Origin of the sequence: Methylocystis sp. (assembly GCF_050251305.1) — a bacterium.
Lineage (GTDB): Bacteria > Pseudomonadota > Alphaproteobacteria > Rhizobiales > Beijerinckiaceae > Methylocystis.
The window spans coordinates 109,442-126,827 of sequence record NZ_JBFWNB010000002.1; the positions used below are offsets into that span (position 1 = coordinate 109,442).

A 17,386-nucleotide genomic window follows, 5' to 3' on the forward strand; every position below is an offset into this window, starting at 1 on the left:
TCATTCAATGCAACGTACCGCTCTACTGCGCGGCGCCAGCGCGTGCGCGCTGGTTCTCGCGTCGCTTACAACCGCCGAAGCCCAAGTCGCTCTTCCGCAAATCGTCATCGGCGCGCAACGCGCAGCGCCGGCCGCGCCGGACAAGCCAAGCGACGTCAAGATTGTCGATCAACAGCAAATCGACAATGAAAAGCCGGCGATCGCCGACACGACGAAGCTGCTGGAAAACACCCCCGGCGTCAGCATGTACGAAGCCGGCGGCGTTTCGCGCCTGCCAGCAATTCACGGCATGGCCGACGATCGGTTGAAGATCCTCGTGGGCGGCGTGCAGCCGACTTCGGCCTGCGCCAACCATATGAATCCGCCGCTCTCCTACATCGATCCGAACAATGTGCAGAAAATCGAAGTCTATTCGGGCGTGATGCCGGTCAGCAAAGGCGGCGATTCGATCGGCGGTTCGATCATCGTGACTCCGAAACAGCCGGCGTTTGCGCCGCCGCCAGGCGCGCCGCTCCCGTCGCCGGTCGTGGCCCCGGTCGAACCCTTCCTGCTCGGCTCGCCCTACCCGCCGTTCCTGCCGTTCACCGGTCAAGGCCTGCGCTTCGGCAATCAGAACGAGTTGCTGGCGACCGGCGTCGTGTCGGCCTTCTTCCGCTCCAATTACAACGGCATCAGCGTCGCCGGCACGACCAATGTCGCGACCGACCATTGGAGCGTGCTCTACAATGGCGCCTGGTCGCGCGCGACGGATTATCATCAGGGCGGAAACGGCGCGAAAGTGCTGTCGACCAATTTTATCTCGGAACAGCACTCGCTCACCGGCGCCTACCAATATAACGGGCATCTCTTCTCGATCAGAGGCGCCGTCGAGCATATCCCCTATCAAGGCTATCCCAATCAGCGGATGGATATGACCGGCAACCGCGGCTACACCGCCGAAGGCAAATATCTGGGCGCTTATGACTGGGGCCTCGTGGATGCGCGCGCCTTCTGGCATCACGTGACCCATACGATGGGCTTCCTCAACGACAAGCAGCCCGCCAACATGCCGATGAACACCATCGCGCATGATTTCGGCTATTCGGTAAAGACGGAAATTCCCTTCACGCAGCTCTCCGGCCACGACCTGCTGCGGCTCGGCAGCGAGTATCACGGCTTTCGGCTCAACGACTGGTGGGAGCCGGTCTACAGCTCGACCATGATGATGATGGGCCCGTACACCTACTGGAACATCAACAATGGCCAGCGCAATCGCGTCGGCCATTACGCCGAGTGGGAGGCGGCCTGGACGCCGCAATGGTCGACGCTGCTCGGCTTTCGCAACGACGTTGTGTGGATGACGACGGGCAACTCCTCTCCCTATGATCAGCGCAATCCCATTCCGATGGGCATGATGGGCGGCATGGGCGGCATGGGCGGCATGGGCATGATGATGTACATGCAGAACCCGGATGCGACCGCCTCCCGCATCTTCAATGCGCGCAATCACGCCCGCACCGACGTGAACTTCGACATGGTCGCCAGGGCGCGCTACCAGCCCGACGCGTTCAGCACCTATGAAATCGGCTATTCGCGCAAGACCCGCTCGCCGAATCTCTATGAGCGATACGCATGGGGCGTCGGATCGATGGCGACCGCCATGGTCAACTGGTTCGGCGACCTCAACGGCTACACCGGCAATCTCGACCTCAAGCCGGAGGTCGCGCATACGTTTGGGATTGTCGGTTCCTGGATCGATCCCGAGGGCAATTGGGAGGCGCGGGTCAATCCGTACTACAGCTATATCGAAAACTTCATCGACGCCGATCGCGTCAGCAATCTCACCGGACCGTCGGGGCTCGTCTTTCCGATCCTGCAGTTCCGCAACCACAAGGCGGAAATCTACGGCTTCGACGTCTCCGGCCGCCTGAAGCTGTGGGAAACCCCGGAATACGGAGTGTTCTCGACCACCGGCAACATCAGCTACGTCTACGGCAAGGACCTCGACATGCCGAATTACACGGCTTGCGGCCTGTCCGGCGCCACCTGCTATCTGCTGGCGCGAAACTTCTCCAAGGGCGACGGCCTCTACCACATCATGCCGTTGACCGCCCGGGGCGCGCTGGAGCACCGTTTGGGCGGATGGACGAGCGCGGTCGAATTGCAGCTGGTCGACAGCAAGACGCATGTTTCCGTCGCCCGCAACGAGTTGAAGACAGGCGGATATGCGCTGGTCAACCTGCGGACGGCCTACGACTGGGGAACCATGCGCTTCGATTTCGCGGTCGAGAACCTGTTCGATCAGCTCTACTATCCGCCGCTCGGCGGCAGTTATTTCACTTTGACGAAAGTCACCGGCAATCCGCTCAATTACGGACCCGTGCCGGGAATCGGCCGCAACTTCGTCGCCGGCCTTACGGTTCGGTTTTGACCGACCGAAGCTGCTACAAGAGAGAGACGCGCATTGCGTCTCTCTCTCCTGGAGGCCGCTGATGAAACATCTCTTGATCCCCCTGATTCCCTTGGCGCTGTCGACGCTGGTCGCCGGCGGAGCGCAGGCTGAAATCATCGGCGCGAACGCGTCGCGCGCGGTCAGCGAGAGCGAGATGAAGGGCTCCCTGCGGGAGATCGACCTCGTCGGCGCAAATGGCGCGCCGCTCGATCTGCGCGCGCTGATGGCCAACGGCCGCCCGACGCTCGTGACCTTGTGGGCGCATTGGTGTCCGAACTGCCTTTCCGAAATGAAAGGCTTCAAGGCGATCGCCGGCGCCTGCCCGGATCGCTGGAACATCGTCTTCGTCTCGGCGCGCGCAAGCGACTACGCCAAGGATTCGGCGAAGTTCAAAACCTACAAACTGCCCTGGAAAATCTTTCGCGTCGGCGATTCGACCAAGACCAATGTGGCGAAAGCCAAGAGCGCGCGGGCGTTCTACGGCGCGACGGCCGATGGCGGCGTGATCACGCCGCTGCACTATCTGATCGGCGCGTCCGGACAGGTCGACGCCATCGTCAACGGCAGAATGAATTTCGCGGAGCCGCAGCGTCTCGCCGCTTTTTGCGCCAACTGACGCCGCGCCGTTCGGCCTCGCCGCGAAAATGGATTATCTTCGCGCGAAGATTCGGCTCTGGAGCGCCGAGGAGATCCCATGCGAGACCTTGTCGCGTCGCCCGGCAACCCGATTCCCGAAGGCGCCGTCGTTTACATCCTGAAAACGCGCGACGGACGGCGGTTGCGCGCGGCGGCCTTTCCCTGCGGCGGACGCGCGCGCGGCACGGTGGCGCTATTCCAGGGCCACAACGAATTCATCGAGAAATATTTCGAAACCATCGAGGATTTGCGCAGCCGCCGCCTCGACGTTGTCGCGCTCGACTGGCGCGGCCAGGCCGGCTCCGAGCGCGAGCTCGCCGATCCGCGCAAGGGCCACATCGACGACTTCGCGCAATATCAGCGCGATCTCGAGGTTTTCATCTCTCAGGCGCTGAGCGATCGGCCGCAGCCCTGGTTCGCCCTCGCCCATTCGATGGGCGCGGCCATCCTGCTTGACGCTGCGCATTCCGGAAGGACGCCGTTCCAGCGCCTGGTGCTGACCGCGCCGATGATCGATCTGGCGAATCTGAGATTTCCGCGCGGCGCGCGCTGGCTCGCCGACACGCTCGACATGTGCGGCTTCGGCGGCATGTATATTCCGGGCGGAACCGGCGCCTCTTTCATCGAGAAGCCCTTCGAAGGCAATCTGCTGACGACCGATCCGGTTCGCTTTGAACGCAATGCGGCGATTCTCAGAGCGGCGCCGCAGCTCGCGATCGGCGATCCGACGATCGGCTGGGTCAACGCCGCCTTCCGGCTCATGAGGGGTTTCGAGTCGCCCGAATATGCGCGCAGGATTCGATCCGCGATTCTGATGTTCGGCAGCGGACGCGAGATGATCGTCTCCAACGCCGCGATCGAGCGTTTCGCGCAAAATCTCAACAGCGGCGCGCTTGCCATGGTTCCCGGCGCCAAGCACGAGCTGATGATGGAGCGCGACGAGTTTCGCAGTCAGTTCTGGCGCGGCTTCGACGCGTTCATTCCCGGCGAAGCGCACGTCGCCTAGGCGCGAAGCAGTTTCAGCGCCTCTTCATGCAGCGCGGGATCGCCCGCCGCGATGATGGCCCCGCCAGGCGCCGCGGCGCCGCCGCTCCAATTGGTGACGACGCCGCCCGCGCCCTCGATGATCGGAATGAGCGCAACGATGTCGTAGGGCTGCAAATTCGTCTCGACAACCAGGTCGACATGCCCGGCGGCGAGCGCGCAATAGGCGTAGCAATCGCCGCCATAGCGCGACAGTCGCGCCGCGCGTTCAATGTGATTGAATTTCTCGCGCAGCGCCGGATCGATCAACAGCGGCGACGTCGTCATCAGCGTCGCCTGCGCCAGACTTGAACAGCGCCGCGTCGCAAGCTTGCGCGTCTCGAGGACGCCGCGCGCGCCGGCGCCGCCCCTCGCAGGCCCACGCCAAAACGCGGCTTCGCCGTCGCCAAAGAACCGCTCGCGGGTGAACGGCTGGCTCATCAGCCCGTAGCAGGGGCGCCCGGCATGGGTGAGGCCGATCAAGGTGCCCCACAGCGGCAGGCCGCAGATGAAGCTCTTCGTGCCGTCGATCGGATCGAGCACCCAGACATATTCGGCGTCTTCGCGGAGCTGGCCGAATTCTTCCCCATAGACTCCGTGACCGGGAAAGGTCGTCTCGATCAGCCGCCGCATGGCGAGTTCGGCGGCGCGGTCGGCTTCAGTGACCGGATCGAACGGTCCGCCATGCGCCTTGTCGTCGGCGGCGAGCGCCGTCCGGAAGAACGGCATGATGGCTTCCGCCGAAACATCGGCGAGACGATCGACGAATTTCTCAAAATCAACGGCGGTCATGCCAGCTCCAGCCCGGGCGCAACCAGCGCCCGGCTACTCGGCCGCCGCCCGCCGGTCGCCGCCCAATATCTCGGCCAAGACGTCGTGTCGCGCGACCGCCGCCATGACCTGCGAAAGGTCGCGAGCGACAGCGTCGAAGCGCTCGTTCTTCTGGAGCGTAGACTCGTCCATGTAAAGCCCGCGCGACACTTCGATCTGCAATGCGTGCCAGCCGGCGACGGGCTTCCCGTAATGCTCGGTGATGAAACCGCCGGCATAAGGCCGATTGCGCAGGACGTGATAGCCGCGGCTGCGCAGATGATCCTCGACAATGTCGACCAGTCCGGACGACGCGCTTGCGCCATAGCGGTCGCCGATGACGAAATCGATGCGCCGCTTGTCGCCTCGCGCCGACATCAAGGGATCGCGGGCGCCGGTCGAGGGCATCGAATGACAGTCGATCAGCACAGCGTGGTCGAAACGGCTCGCGGCGCACTCCATCAGGCCGCGCAGCGCCGCATGGTAGGGCTTGTAGAGGCTGTCGATGCGCTGCAGCCCCTCCTCGAGCGTGAGGCGACTTTTATAGATCTCGCGCGCGTCGGCGACCACGCGCGGAATCGTGCCCAGTCCGGCCGCCACGCGCAGCGAGCGGGTATTGGCGAAGGACGGCAAAGCGCCGGCGAAGAGTTTGGGATCAAGTTCGTACGGCTCACGATTGAGATCCAGATAGGCGCGCGGAAAGCGCGCCCGCAGCAGAGGGGCGCCCATGGACGAGGCCGAGGCGAACAGATCGTCGACATAGGCGTCTTCCGAACGGCGCAGCGTCGCCGAATCGAGCGGCGTTGCGGCGAGGAAGCGCGCGGGATAGATCCGCCCCGAATGCGGAGACGAAAAGACCAGCGGCGAAACAAGCTCGTCAGGCTCGATGATGTCGAAGGCGCGTTCGAATTCCGGGTCGCAGCAAGGCGTCGCTGACTCCGTTTCACGCCGCTCGCGCATGCCGTCCATCGTTTCGCCTGTCTCGTTTCCGCACCGCAACAGCCTCTTCAAACGGGCGCCGGCGTGGCGGAGGGGCGCTCGAAAAAGGCTGCGTCTGACGCTATAATGCGCGCTACGTTAACGCGGTGCCACTTCAGTTTCACCTGAAATTTACGAAGCTCGGGCGATATGGCTAAAAACATGCGAGGATTGCGATGAACGATGGCGCGGCCGCTAGAATCCTGCTTGCGGAAGACGACAACGACATGCGGCGTTTCCTGGTCAAGGCGTTGCAGCAGGCCGGGTTCTCCGTCACCTCATTCGACAATGGGCTGTCCGCCTATGATCAGCTTCGGGTCGAGCCGTTCGAACTGCTGCTGACCGACATCGTCATGCCCGAGATGGACGGAATCGAACTCGCCCGCCGCGCAACCGAGCTCGATCCCGACATCAAGGTCATGTTCATCACCGGCTTCGCCGCCGTCGCGCTCAATCCCGACAGCCACACGCCGCGCCAGGCGAAAATCCTCTCCAAACCGTTCCATCTGCGGGACCTCGTCACCGAGGTCCAGAGGATGCTGGCGGCCTGATCGGCTCGTCGCAGGCTTCGCAAATCGCCACGATATGGCGCTCGTCCGTCCCGCAACAGCCGCCGAGGATGCGCAAGCCGGGATATGTCTCGCGCAGCTTCCGGTATCTTCGGGCGAGGTCGATCGGATCGCCGGAGTCGAGGGTCTCCGACTCGTCGAGTTCGGCGTGGCTCCGCGTCGAAGCGTTGGCCTTGACCCCGATAAGCCGCTGCATCCACGGCGCATCCGCCGAGAGCGCCTGTTCGAAATGCGTGGGATGCGCGCAATTGATCATGTAATAGGCAGGCGCCGCATCCGTTTCGCGATCCACCGTCTCGACCGCATCGCGCAAGCTGCGCCCGCCGACGAGCTTGCCGTCGGTCTCCACGGTGAATGAAATTGAGCACGGCATATTGAGCGCGCGCCCGACGCGGGCGATGCCGATCGCCTCTTCGACCGAACTCAGCGTATAGGCCGCGATCATGTCGGCGGCGGTCGCCGCAAACGCCTCGATTTGCGGCCGGTGGTACGCTTCCGCTTCCGTCGCGCTCATGCGACCCGCTGCATAGCCGTCGCCGCGCGGACCGATGACGCCGGCGACGACGATCGGCGTGTCCTCCGCCTCCCACGCGTCCCGAAGCTCGGCGAGCAGCTTGATCGACGCTTCATTGATGCGCTTCAATTCTGGAGCGTCGTAACCGAGCCTGGCGCCCCAGTCGCGGTTCGCGCGCCACGTCGGACTGTCCAAAATCAGGCCGCGCCGGTGGCGGCGCGCGATGGCGAGGTAACGTTCGTAGTAGGCGCGCAGCCGCGCCCGCCCCTCCTCGCTGTCGAGCAGAATGAAGGAGGCGAAGTGAGGCAGATCGACGCCCTCGTGGAAGATCAGCGTCGTCTCCATGCCCCCGTCGCTGACGAAGGCTCCGGCGTTCAGCTGCGGCAGGCCGGCTCTATATTTGGGCATTCTTATCCTTCCTGCGGCGGACGAACGGCGCCGGTGAGCGTCCAACTTGCCCATTTGCGCGCGTTGCGCTATCAGCGCCAGCAAATTCGCTTGTTTCGATCGGCCGACCCCGCTCCCCCGCGGCGCGGGGTTTACGCCGTTGTTTCCGCAGGAAGGATGCATCGCTCATGAAAAAGGAGATCCACCCCGACTATCATACGATCAAGGTCGTGATGACGGACGGCACGGAATATATGACCCGTTCCACCTGGGGTAAGGAGGGCGACACGATGAATCTCGACATCGACCCCAAGACCCATCCGGCATGGACGGGCGGATCGACGCAGCTGCTGGATCGCGGCGGACGTTTGTCGCGCTTCAACTCCCGCTTCGGCAATCTCTCATTCGGCAAGAAATAAAAAGAAGGCGGCGATTTGAGCCGCCGCCTTCAGTTTGCTCGCCTGAAGGATCTATTGGGCGAAAGCGGCGCGCAGTTTCGCGATCTGCGCTTCAACCGGACTGAGCGCCGGCGCCGGCGCGGCGCGCACGGGCTCGGGCGCATAAATGAGCCGATCGAGGTGTATGATCCGCGCCTGCAGGCGCAGCGACTGCAGCGAGAGATCGCAAAGGCGCTGCGGCAGGCGTTGGAAGATCTCTGGCGCCGAGGCCAGCTCCTGCTCGCGAAGCTTGACGCGATGGCGGTTGCTCGCCGCCTGATGGCGCGTCAGCTCGCCCTGGTTCACCGCCCGCTGCAGCAACAACCAGGACGCGATCTGCATCAGCCGCGTCGTGAGGCGCATGCTTTCGGCGGCATAGGCGAGCGCTTCGGTCCGCGGCAACGCCTTCGCTTCGATGCGGCCGTCGCCGTCGAGATAGGACGCCGCCTCCTCCACGAGGCTCATTCCCTCGCGAAACAGCGCGCAGAATCCCTCGGACCCCGCCAGCCTCTCGATGAAAGAGACCGGCTGCTGTTGTTCCCCGACGCTGCCTTTGACTCGAGCCATACCCGTTCACGCAAAACTGACGCGACGCGTCCTTGATGCCGAACAGTAGCGCAGGCGACGGCGGACCGCGCGCTTAGTCTTTCTTTAACCTTAACGGGATCGCGCCTCGCCCGAGGCACAAAAAGAGAGCCGCGACGGCGGCTCTCAAGGCTTCTTGACAGGGAGGCATCAAGGACGAGTGGAGAAGAAGCCACTCAGACGTCCCGCTGGCGGGACATATTCAGCATCCACACAAATTATTAACGTAGGGTTAACAGGCGCCGATCCGACCTCTCCCGGATAGAATTTTCGACGGCTAAGCGCCCGAATGAAAAGGCGAATTCGTTCCCGGCGCCGCTTGAGCCGCAAACGAAGACTGGCTCTGCGGCGAAATCTGACGCATTTGAACGACTTCCGCGTTCCCCTCGTGTGCGTCGCCGCGCTCGGGAGCGTTGAACCGCCCTCCCCCCTCCCCTTAGGGTTTCCATATGATTCGCTCCGCATTGATGAATGTGATGACCTCCGCCGCGCTGAAAGCGGGTCGCGGCCTCAAACGAGATTTCGGGGAGGTCGAGAACCTCCAGGTCTCCGTTAAAGGTCCGGGAGATTTCGTCACTGCCGCGGACAAGCGCGCCGAGAAGACGTTGTTCGAAGAATTGTCCAAGGCGCGCCCCGGCTATGGCTTCGTCCTCGAGGAAGGGGGCGTGGTCGAAGGCTCGGACAAGAGCCATCGATGGCTGATCGACCCGCTCGACGGCACCTCGAACTTCCTCCATGGCATACCGGTTTTCGCGATCTCGATCGGCTTGGAGCGCGAGGATCGTCTCGTCGCCGGTCTCGTCTACAATCCCGCGACGGACGATATGTTCATCGCCGAAATCGGCCAGGGCGCCTATTACAACAATCGCCGGATGCGCGTCGCGGCGCGGCGGTCGCTCGGCGAGTCCATGGTCGCCTGCGGAATTCCGCCGCTGGCGCGGGCGCGCGACCATGAGTCCTTCAAACGGGAGCTGGCGGCGGGCATGGCGAAGATCGCCAATATCCGCCGCATGGGCGCCGCCGCGCTCGATCTTGCGATGGTCGCGTGCGGGCGGTTCGACGGCTATTGGGAGCGCGGCATCAACGCCTGGGACGTCGCGGCGGGAATCGTGCTGGTGCGCGAAGCGGGCGGCTTCGTCAGCGATCTTTCCGGCGGTGCCGACATGCTTGCGAAAGGCGAAATCTGCGCAGGCAACGAGACGATCCATCGCCAGCTGGTCGAAGTGATGAGAAAGGCATGAACGTCCCGCCAGTAGATGCGTCGCTCAAGCTGCGCGCGCGCGTCGAGGACGACTGGACGTCGATTCTCGACGTCTGGACGGCGTCCTGGCGGGCGACCTATCCGGAGATCGACTTCGACGCGCGGCGCGCCTGGCTCATGCGCCACATTCGAGACCTCGAAGCGGTCGGAGCGGTGACGCTCTGCCTGTTTGACGCAGAGTCGACGCTTGCCGGCTTCGTCGTCATCAATCCGACGGACGGCTGGCTCGATCAAATCTGCGTCGGGCCTGACCGGTTTGGCGCCGGTCTCGGCGCGTCGCTGCTGTCGGCGGCGCGAAATGTGTCGCCGAATCTGATCCGGCTCGACGTCAACGCCGACAACCATCGCGCCATCCGATTTTACGAACGCGACGGATTTTTGCGCGTGGGTCGCGGCGCGAACACATTGTCGGGACGCGAAACCGTCGTCATGGAATGGCGCCCGCAGGCCGGGTGAGGATTCTTGCGGGTTCGGGTTTTAATTGAGCGTCCGGCCCTATAATATAGCCGCGCAATCGAGTTTCGGCCGAACGATCTTGCTCTCTCGTCACAGGACGTGCGGCGCCTGACCTTCCCCAAAGCTCCGACTGAACTGGCAGAACGCGGCGATCTTGCGGCGTTCCGCGCGATTTCAAAAAAGGGAACAGCCATGCCGACAGGCGCCGTGAAATGGTTCAACGCACAAAAAGGCTTCGGCTTCATCCAGCCGGACGCTGGCGGCCAGGACGTCTTCGTTCACATCAGCGCTGTCGAACGCGCCGGGCTGGACAATCTCGCCGAAGGCCAGAAGCTTGCCTATGAACTCGTCGTCGACAAGCGCAGCGGCAGATCCTCCGCCGACAAGCTGCAACTGCAGGATTAGTTTTCGACGCCCGAGCGCTGCTCGCCCAAATGGGCGATGCGGATCATGTTCGTCGCGCCAGGCGTGCCGAAAGGCATGCCGGCGACGATGATGACCCGGTCGCCAGGACCGCCGAATCCTTCCGCCTCCGAATATTCGCAGGCGCGTCCGACCATGTCTTCGATGTCCGTGGCGTCGCGCGTTTCGAGCGCGTGCACGCCCCAGACCAGCGCCAGGCGACGGGCGGTGTCGCGCTTCGGCGTCAGCGCGAGAATCGGCGACTGCGGCCGTTCGCGCGCGATGCGCAGCGCCGTCGAACCGGAAGACGTCCAGGCGATAATCGCTTTTGAGTGAAGCGTCTGCGCAACGTCGCGCGCCGCGACGGCGATAGCGTCGGCCGAGGTCGGATTGGGCAGTTCGCCGCGCTGCGCGTTGATGATCGAGCGATAGATCGCATCCGTCTCAACCTCTTCGGCGATCCGGCTCATGGTCGACACGGCTTCGTTGGGATACTGCCCTGCCGCGCTTTCGGCGGAAAGCATCACCGCATCCGCGCCTTCGAACACAGCGGTGGCGACGTCCGACACTTCGGCGCGCGTCGGCAATGGCGACAGGATCATCGACTCGAGCATCTGCGTCGCGATGACGACCGGCTTTCCCAATCGTCGCGCCGAGCGGTTGATGCGTTTTTGAAGCCCCGGAACGCGCTCGAGCGGCACTTCGACGCCGAGATCGCCGCGCGCCACCATCAGCGCGTCCGAAACCTCGATCACCTCCTCGAGCCGCGAGATCGCCTGAGGCTTCTCGATTTTCGCCATCACCAGCGCGCGGCTCTGCGTGATCTGCTTCACCTCGATCACGTCTTCCGGACGCTGGACGAAGGAGATCGCGATCCAGTCGACGCCCTCTTTCAGCGCGGCGTCGAGATCTGCGCGATCCTTGTTCGTCATCGAGGTGATCGGAATTTCCGTATCGGGCAGGCTCACGCCTTTCCGATTTGAGAGTCGCCCGGCGACGTCGACGACGGCGTGCGCCCGCTCGGGAGAGGTTTCGACCACATGGAGTCGCACCCGGCCGTCATCGATCAGGATCGAATCATTGACCTTGAGCGCCGCTAAAATCTCGGGATGCGGCAAGCGCACGCGCGTCACGTCGCCCGGCTTGGGGTCGCTGTCGAAGACGAAAACGTCGCCCTTGCGCAAATGCACCGAGCCTTCCTCGAAGGCGCCAATGCGCAGCTTGGGGCCTTGCAGGTCGACCAGCACGGCGATCGCGCGCGACATGTCCGCCTCGATCTCGCGGATCATCCGCACATAGCTCGCAAGCCCGGCATGATCCGTGTGGCTCATGTTGATGCGGAAAACATCGGCGCCGGCGCGCACGAGTCCGGCTATGACCGCCTTGTCGACCGTCGCCGGACCGAGCGTTGCGATGATCTTGACGCGCCGCGACCTTCTCATGATTAAGCTGTTCCTGATGTCGTTTATTGCGCCGGCGCGGCGTTGGGATCCGTCAGCTGAACCGTCCAGCTCTTCGCATCCCGTCCCGTGTCGATCTCGAAAAATCCTGTGCGATCGAAACCGCGCGCGAAACAGTCCTCCCGGCCGTCGATCCGGAATTCACGATCGCGCGTGCACATGAACGCCTTGCCCTTCCATTCGCCGCCGCGTTCATCCATCGCGTAGATATAGTAGTACTGCGCCGCAAGCGGACCGCGCAGAAGCGTTTCGCAGACGCTCGGCCGCAAATTCCACCACCCCTCTGACAACCAGTTACGCCCGTCGGTGTACGCGATTGCGACGCTGACGCGAGCGCTCGTGTTGTTGCACAGACGAAAATCCGCGCGGGCCGGCATAATGGCGAACAGCGTCAGAGCGGCAAAAACAACGGCGCGTCGAATCATATCTTTAGCGAAGCCTGGAGGGGGCTGAAGATAGGTCGCTGGCGCGAACGGATGCGGCGCAGCAGGCGGTCCTGCAAATCATGCCTGAGGGGCTTTGTCCACCCCGCCAGGACCACGCTCCGCCCGCTCCGGCCGTTCGGGACCGCCCTCGCTGCGGAACAAAGCAATCGGCTCATTGTTTAGGACCCGTATGCGCTTGCGTCGCCGGGAGGCAGGAAAATGGACAAAGCCGACGTCATCAATACGCTCAGCGAGCTCGCCGAAATCAGCCGAGACGGCGAGCAGGGGTTTCTGGCCGCCGCCGAAGACGTCCAAAACCCAACGCTGAAACATGTGTTGCGGACCGCGGCCGCACGCTGTGCGGACGGCGCCAGGGAACTCGAATCGAAGATCGTCAGCCTGGGCGGCGACCCCTCGAGGAGCGGATCCATGACGGGCGTGATGCATCGCGCCTGGACGAATTTGAAGTCCGCGCTGACGAGCCGCTCGGAGCGCGCGGTCCTGGAGGAGGTCGAGCGCGGCGAAGACGCGGCCAAGGACGCCTATCAACAGGCCATCGCGCAGCCGCTGCCGCCGGAGATCCGGTCCATGGTCCAGCGCCAGTATCAGGGCGTGAAGGAAAATCATGACCGCATGCGCAGCCTGCGCGACGCCGCCTAGGGGCTGAGAACGCGGCGCTTCATGTCCTCTCTTGCAACGCCTGTGCGGCGCGCATGGCGAAATAGGTGAGAATTCCCGAAGCGCCGGCGCGTTTGAAGGCGAGCAGGCTTTCGAGCATGGCCCGCTCGCCGTCAATCCAGCCGTTTTGCGCAGCCGCGACGATCATCGCGTATTCGCCTGAGACCTGATAGGCGAATGTCGGCGCACGGTAGACGTCGACGACGCGTCGCACGATATCGAGATACGGCATTCCAGGCTTCACCATCACCATGTCGGCGCCCTGCTCAAGATCCAGCGCAACCTCGCGCAAAGCCTCGTCCGAGTTGGCAGGGTCCATCTGGTAGGTTCGCTTGTCGCCCCGCAGCGTCTTGTTCGTTCCGATCGCGTCGCGAAACGGCCCATAGAACGCCGATGCATATTTGGCCGCATAGCTCATAATCTGGACATGCTCGAAGCCCGCGGCGTCAAGCGCCCGACGGATCGCTTCGACCCGTCCGTCCATCATGTCGGAGGGCGCGATGATGTCCGCGCCGGCCTGGGCCTGCGTCACGGCCTGCCGCGCGAGCACGGCGACCGTCGCGTCGTTGACGATCTCGTCGCCGACAAGAAGCCCGTCGTGGCCGTGGCTCGTATAGGGATCGAGCGCCACATCCGTGATGAGGCCGATGTTTGGAACGGCGCGCTTGATCGCCTGGCAGCCGCGGCAGACGAGATTCTCGGGATCGAGCGCGGCGCTCGCATGCGCGTCTCGCAAGTCCGGGTCGGTGTATGGGAAAAGCGCGACGGCGGGAACGCCGAGCGCGGCGGCCTGCGCGACGGCTTCAACCGCCGCATCGATCGAATAGCGGAAGACGCCCGGCATCGAGGCGACAGGCTCGCGCCGCTCCGCCCCATCGATCAGAAACAACGGCCAGATCAGATCCGAAACCTCGAGGGAATGTTCCCTGACGAGGCGGCGCGCCCATTCGCTCTTGCGATTGCGACGGGGACGCTGGAGCAAGCTCAGCCGCACGGCTGTCTCGAACGGCGTTTGTGAATCGTTCATCGCGCCTCCGCTTTCCCGGCCGCTCACATGCGCCCTGCCCTATCGTACCCGTCATCCGCTTCCGACGCGAACGGACTTCAGGCTATAGAGGATCGACGGTCAGAGCGCTTGCGCGAGGAAAAACCATTGAAATTCGGCTCGCGCAACTTTTCCCTGATTCGCTCTGCGCCCGCGGGGGCGGTCGCCGCCGCCATGCTGTTCAGCGCCAGCGCGCCGCTCGCGCAAGTCAAAACCGCGACGCCGACGCCGCCCGCCAAGACGCGCTCTGGCCCGGCGCAGCAAAAACAACGAAGTCCAAAACCGCAACCGAATGTGCGGCAGCCGCAGCGGCGGCAGCCCGTCGAGCCGGCGCAGCCAAGCGCCAAGCCGGCGCAGCCAAGCGCCAAGCCGGCGCCGCAAGTTGCGCTGCCGCCTATGCCTGACACGCTTCCGTCGCCGCAGGCGCCGCCGCCCGTCGACGTCACGCAGCCGCCGCCGTCGCTGCCGCGCGCTCCGCGCGAGAAGATGCGGGCGTGCGCGGAAGAATGGGACAGGATGAAGCGCGAGTCGAAGGACGGCTTGCCGATGTGGCGCGATTTCGCGACCGACTGCCTGACGAAATAGGCACCTTGAAACGGCGCGGCGCGCCCAAAGCGCGCGCAAAACCTTTTCTTACTTCCTGATCGCTATCGCCCGGGACGCGTCTCGCTGGACGCGCGCCCCCGGGCGATGAGTGCATGACGCGCAACCGCGATGACGCGAAACGATCTCTCGCGCATGCGAAGGCGCGTCCGCCTACATGCCTTCTGTCGGAGCAGATGGCGCCGGCGTTTTTGCCTTTCGCGGCGCGCGCTTCTTTGCAGGAGCCTTGCGCGTCGCAGGAGCCTTGCGCGTCGACTTCTTGGCGCTGGCCTTCTTCGCGCCGGCGCGCTTTTTGGTCGCTGCCTTGCGGACGCCCTTGCGGACCGTCTTCTTCGCAGCGGACTTTCGCGTAGCCTTGCGGGCGCCCTTCTTGGCCGTCGACTTTTTCGTCGCCGCCTTCCTTGCGGTTTTACGCGCACCTTTCTTCGCCGCAGCCTTCTTGGCCGGCTTACGCTTTATTGTAGCTCTCGCCATAATAAGTCCCCTTGATCCGAATTGTCGGAACTATGGTCGACCGACAATACGCGCAAATAGCGTAACGCGGTTAATCAGTCGTTCAAGACCTGCGCGCGCACGAAGTGAACTATGCAACGCATGAGAAGCCATGCTTTGCGCGATCGCGCCGCAAGCAAAACGATCCTGAAGCCGCCCCGCAAACGCTTCAATGAGACTATCGCGACAGGTCTAAGCATCGCCTTTTATTGGCGCCGAACCGGACGCTGAATCGCTTGACGCCAACAGCTCCGAAGAGACGTTCAGACGGGGGAGCGCGCGTACGCGACACGTCGCAACTGATGTTCAATTACTTGATTTGCTTTTGTATCCGAGAAACGTTGCGAGTCGTTCGCGCCAGCGGCAACCGCTCTTCGAGATATATCTCGTGATACGATTGATATTCGCCGCGCGCGTTCGCTGCAGGCGGGCAAGTCAATGTCCGACGGGAGGCGGAGCGCGTCGCGAGACATAGACGGCGCGCATGCCCGCGGCGGCGCGACGAAGCGCGTTCCGCGAGGAAAAAAAAATTTGTGATCAGCCCGTCGTGATCGAAAAAAATTGATCCGCGACGCCGTTGTCCGGCGAAGAATCGCGCAGCGATCGTCACGGAACTGATTCGATTCAGCGTCGGAAGCCGGGCGTCAGACGCCCAATTTGCGCTTGAGCAGTTCGTTCACCGCCTGCGGATTCGCCTTTCCGCCGGTCTGCTTCATCACCTGTCCGACGAACCAGCCGAGCATGGTCGGCTTCGCCTTTGCCTGCTCCACCTTGTCGGGATTGGCGGCGATGACGGCGTCGACGGCGGCTTCGATGGCGCCGGCGTCGGTCACCTGCTTCATGCCGCGCGCCTCGACGATCTCCTTCGGATCGCCGCCTTCCGTCCAGACGATCTCGAATAGATCCTTGGCGATCTTGCCGGAAATAACGTTCTGCGAAATGAGGTCGATGATCGCGCCCAGCGCCTTCGACGACACCGGCGAGCGCGTGACGTCGAGCCCTTCCTTGTTCAGGCGGCCGAACAATTCGTTGATCACCCAGTTTGCCGCAAGCTTGGCGTCGCGTCCCTTCGCCGTCTCCTCGAAATAGTCGGCGGCCGCCCGCTCCATCACCAGCACGCCGGCGTCGTACGGCGGCAGCCCGTACTGTTCGATGAAGCGCGCGCGCTTGGCGTCCGGCAGCTCCGGCAACTGCGCTTTGAGCGCGTCGACATACGCCTGATCGAATTCGAGCGGCAGCAGATCGGGGTCCGGGAAGTAGCGATAGTCATGCGCTTCTTCCTTGGAGCGCATCGAGCGCGTCTCGCCCTTGCCGGGATCGAAGAGCCGCGTCTCCTGATCGATCTTGCCGCCGTCTTCAAGAATGCCGATCTGGCGGCGCGCCTCCACTTCGATCGCCTGCCCGATAAAGCGGATGGAATTCACATTCTTGATTTCGCAGCGCGTGCCGAGCGGATCGCCGGGGCGGCGCACCGAGACGTTGACGTCGGCGCGCAGCGACCCCTGCTCCATGTTGCCGTCGCAGGAGCCGATGTAACGCAGGATGGTCCGCAGCTTCGACACATAGGCGCGCGCCTCCTCAGCCGAACGCATGTCCGGCTTGGAGACGATCTCCATCAGCGCCACGCCGCTGCGGTTGAGATCAACGTGGCTTTCCGTCGCCGACAGGTCGTGCAGCGACTTTCCCGCGTCCTGCTCGAGATGCAGACGCTCGATGCCGACCGTGATGCGCTCCGTGGGCGATACGTCGACGATCACGGCGCCCTCGCCGACGATCGGATGTTTGTACTGGGAGATCTGATAGCCCTGCGGCAGGTCCGGATAGAAATAGTTCTTCCGATCGAAAATCGAGAAGCGGTTGATCTGCGCCTCGAGCCCGAGCCCGGTGCGGACCGCCTGTTTGACGCATTCCTCATTGATCACCGGCAGCATCCCGGGCATCGCCGCGTCAACGAGCGAGACGTGATCGTTGGGCGCGCCGCCATATTCGGCGGAAGCTCCGGAGAAGAGCTTGGCGTTGCTCGTCACCTGCGCGTGAATCTCCATGCCGATCACGACTTCCCAGTCGCCGGTCGCGCCCTTGATGAACTTGGTGGGAGCCGCCTGTATCGCCATCTCTGCCTCGCTTAAAGTGCTGCTACCATATAAACCACGCTTCACCGGAGCGGAACGGCCGGCGCGCGGCAAGGAGAAGA

General features: G+C 63.5%; 18 protein-coding genes. 10 read left to right on the plus strand and 8 right to left on the minus strand.

The window, feature by feature from the left end; all coding sequences use genetic code 11:
• The first annotated feature begins 7 nt into the window (after positions 1-7).
• The 3 genes from AB7F41_RS01420 (at position 8) to AB7F41_RS01430 (ending at position 4,073) form a co-directional block, all read left to right on the plus strand.
• Entirely contained in the window at positions 8-2,410 is a 2,403-nt protein-coding gene (locus tag AB7F41_RS01420; protein WP_428406415.1) for a TonB-dependent receptor, read from the plus strand.
• Between the two features lie 61 nt (positions 2,411-2,471).
• Positions 2,472-3,047, plus strand: coding sequence for a TlpA family protein disulfide reductase (locus tag AB7F41_RS01425; RefSeq protein ID WP_428384888.1), 576 nt, complete (start codon positions 2,472-2,474; stop codon positions 3,045-3,047).
• Between the two features lie 78 nt (positions 3,048-3,125).
• Positions 3,126-4,073: an alpha/beta fold hydrolase gene (locus AB7F41_RS01430; RefSeq protein ID WP_428384886.1), complete on the plus strand. Its 948-nt coding sequence runs from the start codon at positions 3,126-3,128 to the stop codon at positions 4,071-4,073.
• On the opposite strand, the gene hisN is transcribed toward AB7F41_RS01430, so the two are convergent.
• Both hisN and AB7F41_RS01440 read right to left on the minus strand, forming a co-directional pair.
• Complete coding sequence (gene hisN, locus AB7F41_RS01435) at positions 4,070-4,882, minus strand: histidinol-phosphatase (RefSeq protein WP_428384884.1); 813 nt, start codon at positions 4,880-4,882, stop codon at positions 4,070-4,072. The genes AB7F41_RS01430 and hisN overlap by 4 nt on opposite strands.
• Before the next feature lie 33 nt (positions 4,883-4,915).
• Complete coding sequence (locus AB7F41_RS01440) at positions 4,916-5,869, minus strand: N-formylglutamate amidohydrolase (RefSeq protein ID WP_428384882.1); 954 nt, start codon at positions 5,867-5,869, stop codon at positions 4,916-4,918.
• A gap of 185 nt (positions 5,870-6,054) precedes the next feature.
• On the opposite strand from AB7F41_RS01440, the gene cpdR reads away from it, so the two are divergent.
• Positions 6,055-6,429, plus strand: a complete 375-nt coding sequence (gene cpdR, locus AB7F41_RS01445; RefSeq protein ID WP_428384880.1) for a cell cycle two-component system response regulator CpdR — start codon at positions 6,055-6,057, stop codon at positions 6,427-6,429.
• On the opposite strand, the gene AB7F41_RS01450 is transcribed toward cpdR, so the two are convergent.
• A complete protein-coding gene (locus AB7F41_RS01450; protein ID WP_428384878.1) occupies positions 6,398-7,369 on the minus strand; it encodes a homocysteine S-methyltransferase family protein in 972 nt (323 codons plus the stop codon). The two genes, cpdR and AB7F41_RS01450, sit on opposite strands and share 32 nt — an antisense overlap.
• A 167-nt stretch (positions 7,370-7,536) precedes the next feature.
• Here AB7F41_RS01450 and rpmE point away from each other — a divergent pair, with 167 nt between their 5' ends.
• On the plus strand, positions 7,537-7,767 hold the full coding sequence (rpmE, locus tag AB7F41_RS01455) for a 50S ribosomal protein L31 (RefSeq protein ID WP_428384876.1): 231 nt from the start codon (positions 7,537-7,539) through the stop codon (positions 7,765-7,767).
• Between the two features lie 51 nt (positions 7,768-7,818).
• Here rpmE and AB7F41_RS01460 read toward each other — a convergent pair whose 3' ends face one another.
• Positions 7,819-8,352, minus strand: a complete 534-nt coding sequence (locus AB7F41_RS01460; protein WP_428384874.1) for a DUF1465 family protein — start codon at positions 8,350-8,352, stop codon at positions 7,819-7,821.
• A gap of 467 nt (positions 8,353-8,819) precedes the next feature.
• On the opposite strand from AB7F41_RS01460, the gene AB7F41_RS01465 reads away from it, so the two are divergent.
• The 3 genes from AB7F41_RS01465 (at position 8,820) to AB7F41_RS01475 (ending at position 10,492) form a co-directional block, all read left to right on the plus strand.
• Entirely contained in the window at positions 8,820-9,611 is a 792-nt protein-coding gene (locus tag AB7F41_RS01465) for an inositol monophosphatase family protein (protein ID WP_428384872.1), read from the plus strand.
• Entirely contained in the window at positions 9,608-10,087 is a 480-nt protein-coding gene (locus tag AB7F41_RS01470) for a GNAT family N-acetyltransferase (protein WP_428384870.1), read from the plus strand. The genes AB7F41_RS01465 and AB7F41_RS01470 overlap by 4 nt, the downstream gene beginning before the upstream one ends.
• Before the next feature lie 192 nt (positions 10,088-10,279).
• Positions 10,280-10,492 carry a cold-shock protein gene (locus tag AB7F41_RS01475; RefSeq protein ID WP_428384868.1) on the plus strand — a complete coding sequence of 71 codons (213 nt, stop codon included), beginning with the start codon at positions 10,280-10,282 and terminating at the stop codon, positions 10,490-10,492.
• On the opposite strand, the gene pyk is transcribed toward AB7F41_RS01475, so the two are convergent.
• Positions 10,489-11,931, minus strand: a complete 1,443-nt coding sequence (gene pyk / locus AB7F41_RS01480; RefSeq protein WP_428384867.1) for a pyruvate kinase — start codon at positions 11,929-11,931, stop codon at positions 10,489-10,491. The genes AB7F41_RS01475 and pyk overlap by 4 nt on opposite strands.
• A 23-nt stretch (positions 11,932-11,954) precedes the next feature.
• Complete coding sequence (locus AB7F41_RS01485) at positions 11,955-12,374, minus strand: DUF1036 domain-containing protein (RefSeq protein WP_428384865.1); 420 nt, start codon at positions 12,372-12,374, stop codon at positions 11,955-11,957.
• A 219-nt stretch (positions 12,375-12,593) separates the two neighbouring features.
• Between AB7F41_RS01485 and AB7F41_RS01490 the strand changes: the two genes are divergently transcribed.
• On the plus strand, positions 12,594-13,034 hold the full coding sequence (locus tag AB7F41_RS01490; RefSeq protein ID WP_428384863.1) for a PA2169 family four-helix-bundle protein: 441 nt from the start codon (positions 12,594-12,596) through the stop codon (positions 13,032-13,034).
• A gap of 19 nt (positions 13,035-13,053) precedes the next feature.
• Here AB7F41_RS01490 and hemB read toward each other — a convergent pair whose 3' ends face one another.
• Positions 13,054-14,079, minus strand: coding sequence for a porphobilinogen synthase (gene hemB, locus AB7F41_RS01495; RefSeq protein WP_428384861.1), 1,026 nt, complete (start codon positions 14,077-14,079; stop codon positions 13,054-13,056).
• Between the two features lie 126 nt (positions 14,080-14,205).
• Between hemB and AB7F41_RS01500 the strand changes: the two genes are divergently transcribed.
• Positions 14,206-14,682, plus strand: a complete 477-nt coding sequence (locus tag AB7F41_RS01500) for a hypothetical protein (RefSeq protein ID WP_428384860.1) — start codon at positions 14,206-14,208, stop codon at positions 14,680-14,682.
• Between the two features lie 1,154 nt (positions 14,683-15,836).
• Here the strand turns inward: AB7F41_RS01500 and gatB are convergent.
• Positions 15,837-17,306: an Asp-tRNA(Asn)/Glu-tRNA(Gln) amidotransferase subunit GatB gene (gene gatB / locus AB7F41_RS01505; protein ID WP_428384858.1), complete on the minus strand. Its 1,470-nt coding sequence runs from the start codon at positions 17,304-17,306 to the stop codon at positions 15,837-15,839.
• Positions 17,307-17,386 lie beyond the last annotated feature (80 nt).

Coding starts and splice junctions, on each gene's coding strand:
- AB7F41_RS01465 (WP_428384872.1), top strand. CDS start 8,820: ATGATTCGCTCCGCATTGATGAATGTGATGACCTCCGCCGCGCTGAAA.
- AB7F41_RS01460 (WP_428384874.1), bottom strand. CDS start 8,352: ATGGCTCGAGTCAAAGGCAGCGTCGGGGAACAACAGCAGCCGGTCTCT.
- rpmE (WP_428384876.1), top strand. CDS start 7,537: ATGAAAAAGGAGATCCACCCCGACTATCATACGATCAAGGTCGTGATG.
- AB7F41_RS01425 (WP_428384888.1), top strand. CDS start 2,472: ATGAAACATCTCTTGATCCCCCTGATTCCCTTGGCGCTGTCGACGCTG.
- AB7F41_RS01450 (WP_428384878.1), bottom strand. CDS start 7,369: ATGCCCAAATATAGAGCCGGCCTGCCGCAGCTGAACGCCGGAGCCTTC.
- hisN (WP_428384884.1), bottom strand. CDS start 4,882: ATGACCGCCGTTGATTTTGAGAAATTCGTCGATCGTCTCGCCGATGTT.
- AB7F41_RS01490 (WP_428384863.1), top strand. CDS start 12,594: ATGGACAAAGCCGACGTCATCAATACGCTCAGCGAGCTCGCCGAAATC.
- cpdR (WP_428384880.1), top strand. CDS start 6,055: ATGAACGATGGCGCGGCCGCTAGAATCCTGCTTGCGGAAGACGACAAC.
- AB7F41_RS01470 (WP_428384870.1), top strand. CDS start 9,608: ATGAACGTCCCGCCAGTAGATGCGTCGCTCAAGCTGCGCGCGCGCGTC.
- gatB (WP_428384858.1), bottom strand. CDS start 17,306: ATGGCGATACAGGCGGCTCCCACCAAGTTCATCAAGGGCGCGACCGGC.
- AB7F41_RS01420 (WP_428406415.1), top strand. CDS start 8: ATGCAACGTACCGCTCTACTGCGCGGCGCCAGCGCGTGCGCGCTGGTT.
- AB7F41_RS01440 (WP_428384882.1), bottom strand. CDS start 5,869: ATGGACGGCATGCGCGAGCGGCGTGAAACGGAGTCAGCGACGCCTTGC.
- AB7F41_RS01430 (WP_428384886.1), top strand. CDS start 3,126: ATGCGAGACCTTGTCGCGTCGCCCGGCAACCCGATTCCCGAAGGCGCC.
- AB7F41_RS01475 (WP_428384868.1), top strand. CDS start 10,280: ATGCCGACAGGCGCCGTGAAATGGTTCAACGCACAAAAAGGCTTCGGC.
- hemB (WP_428384861.1), bottom strand. CDS start 14,079: ATGAACGATTCACAAACGCCGTTCGAGACAGCCGTGCGGCTGAGCTTG.
- AB7F41_RS01485 (WP_428384865.1), bottom strand. CDS start 12,374: ATGATTCGACGCGCCGTTGTTTTTGCCGCTCTGACGCTGTTCGCCATT.
- pyk (WP_428384867.1), bottom strand. CDS start 11,931: ATGAGAAGGTCGCGGCGCGTCAAGATCATCGCAACGCTCGGTCCGGCG.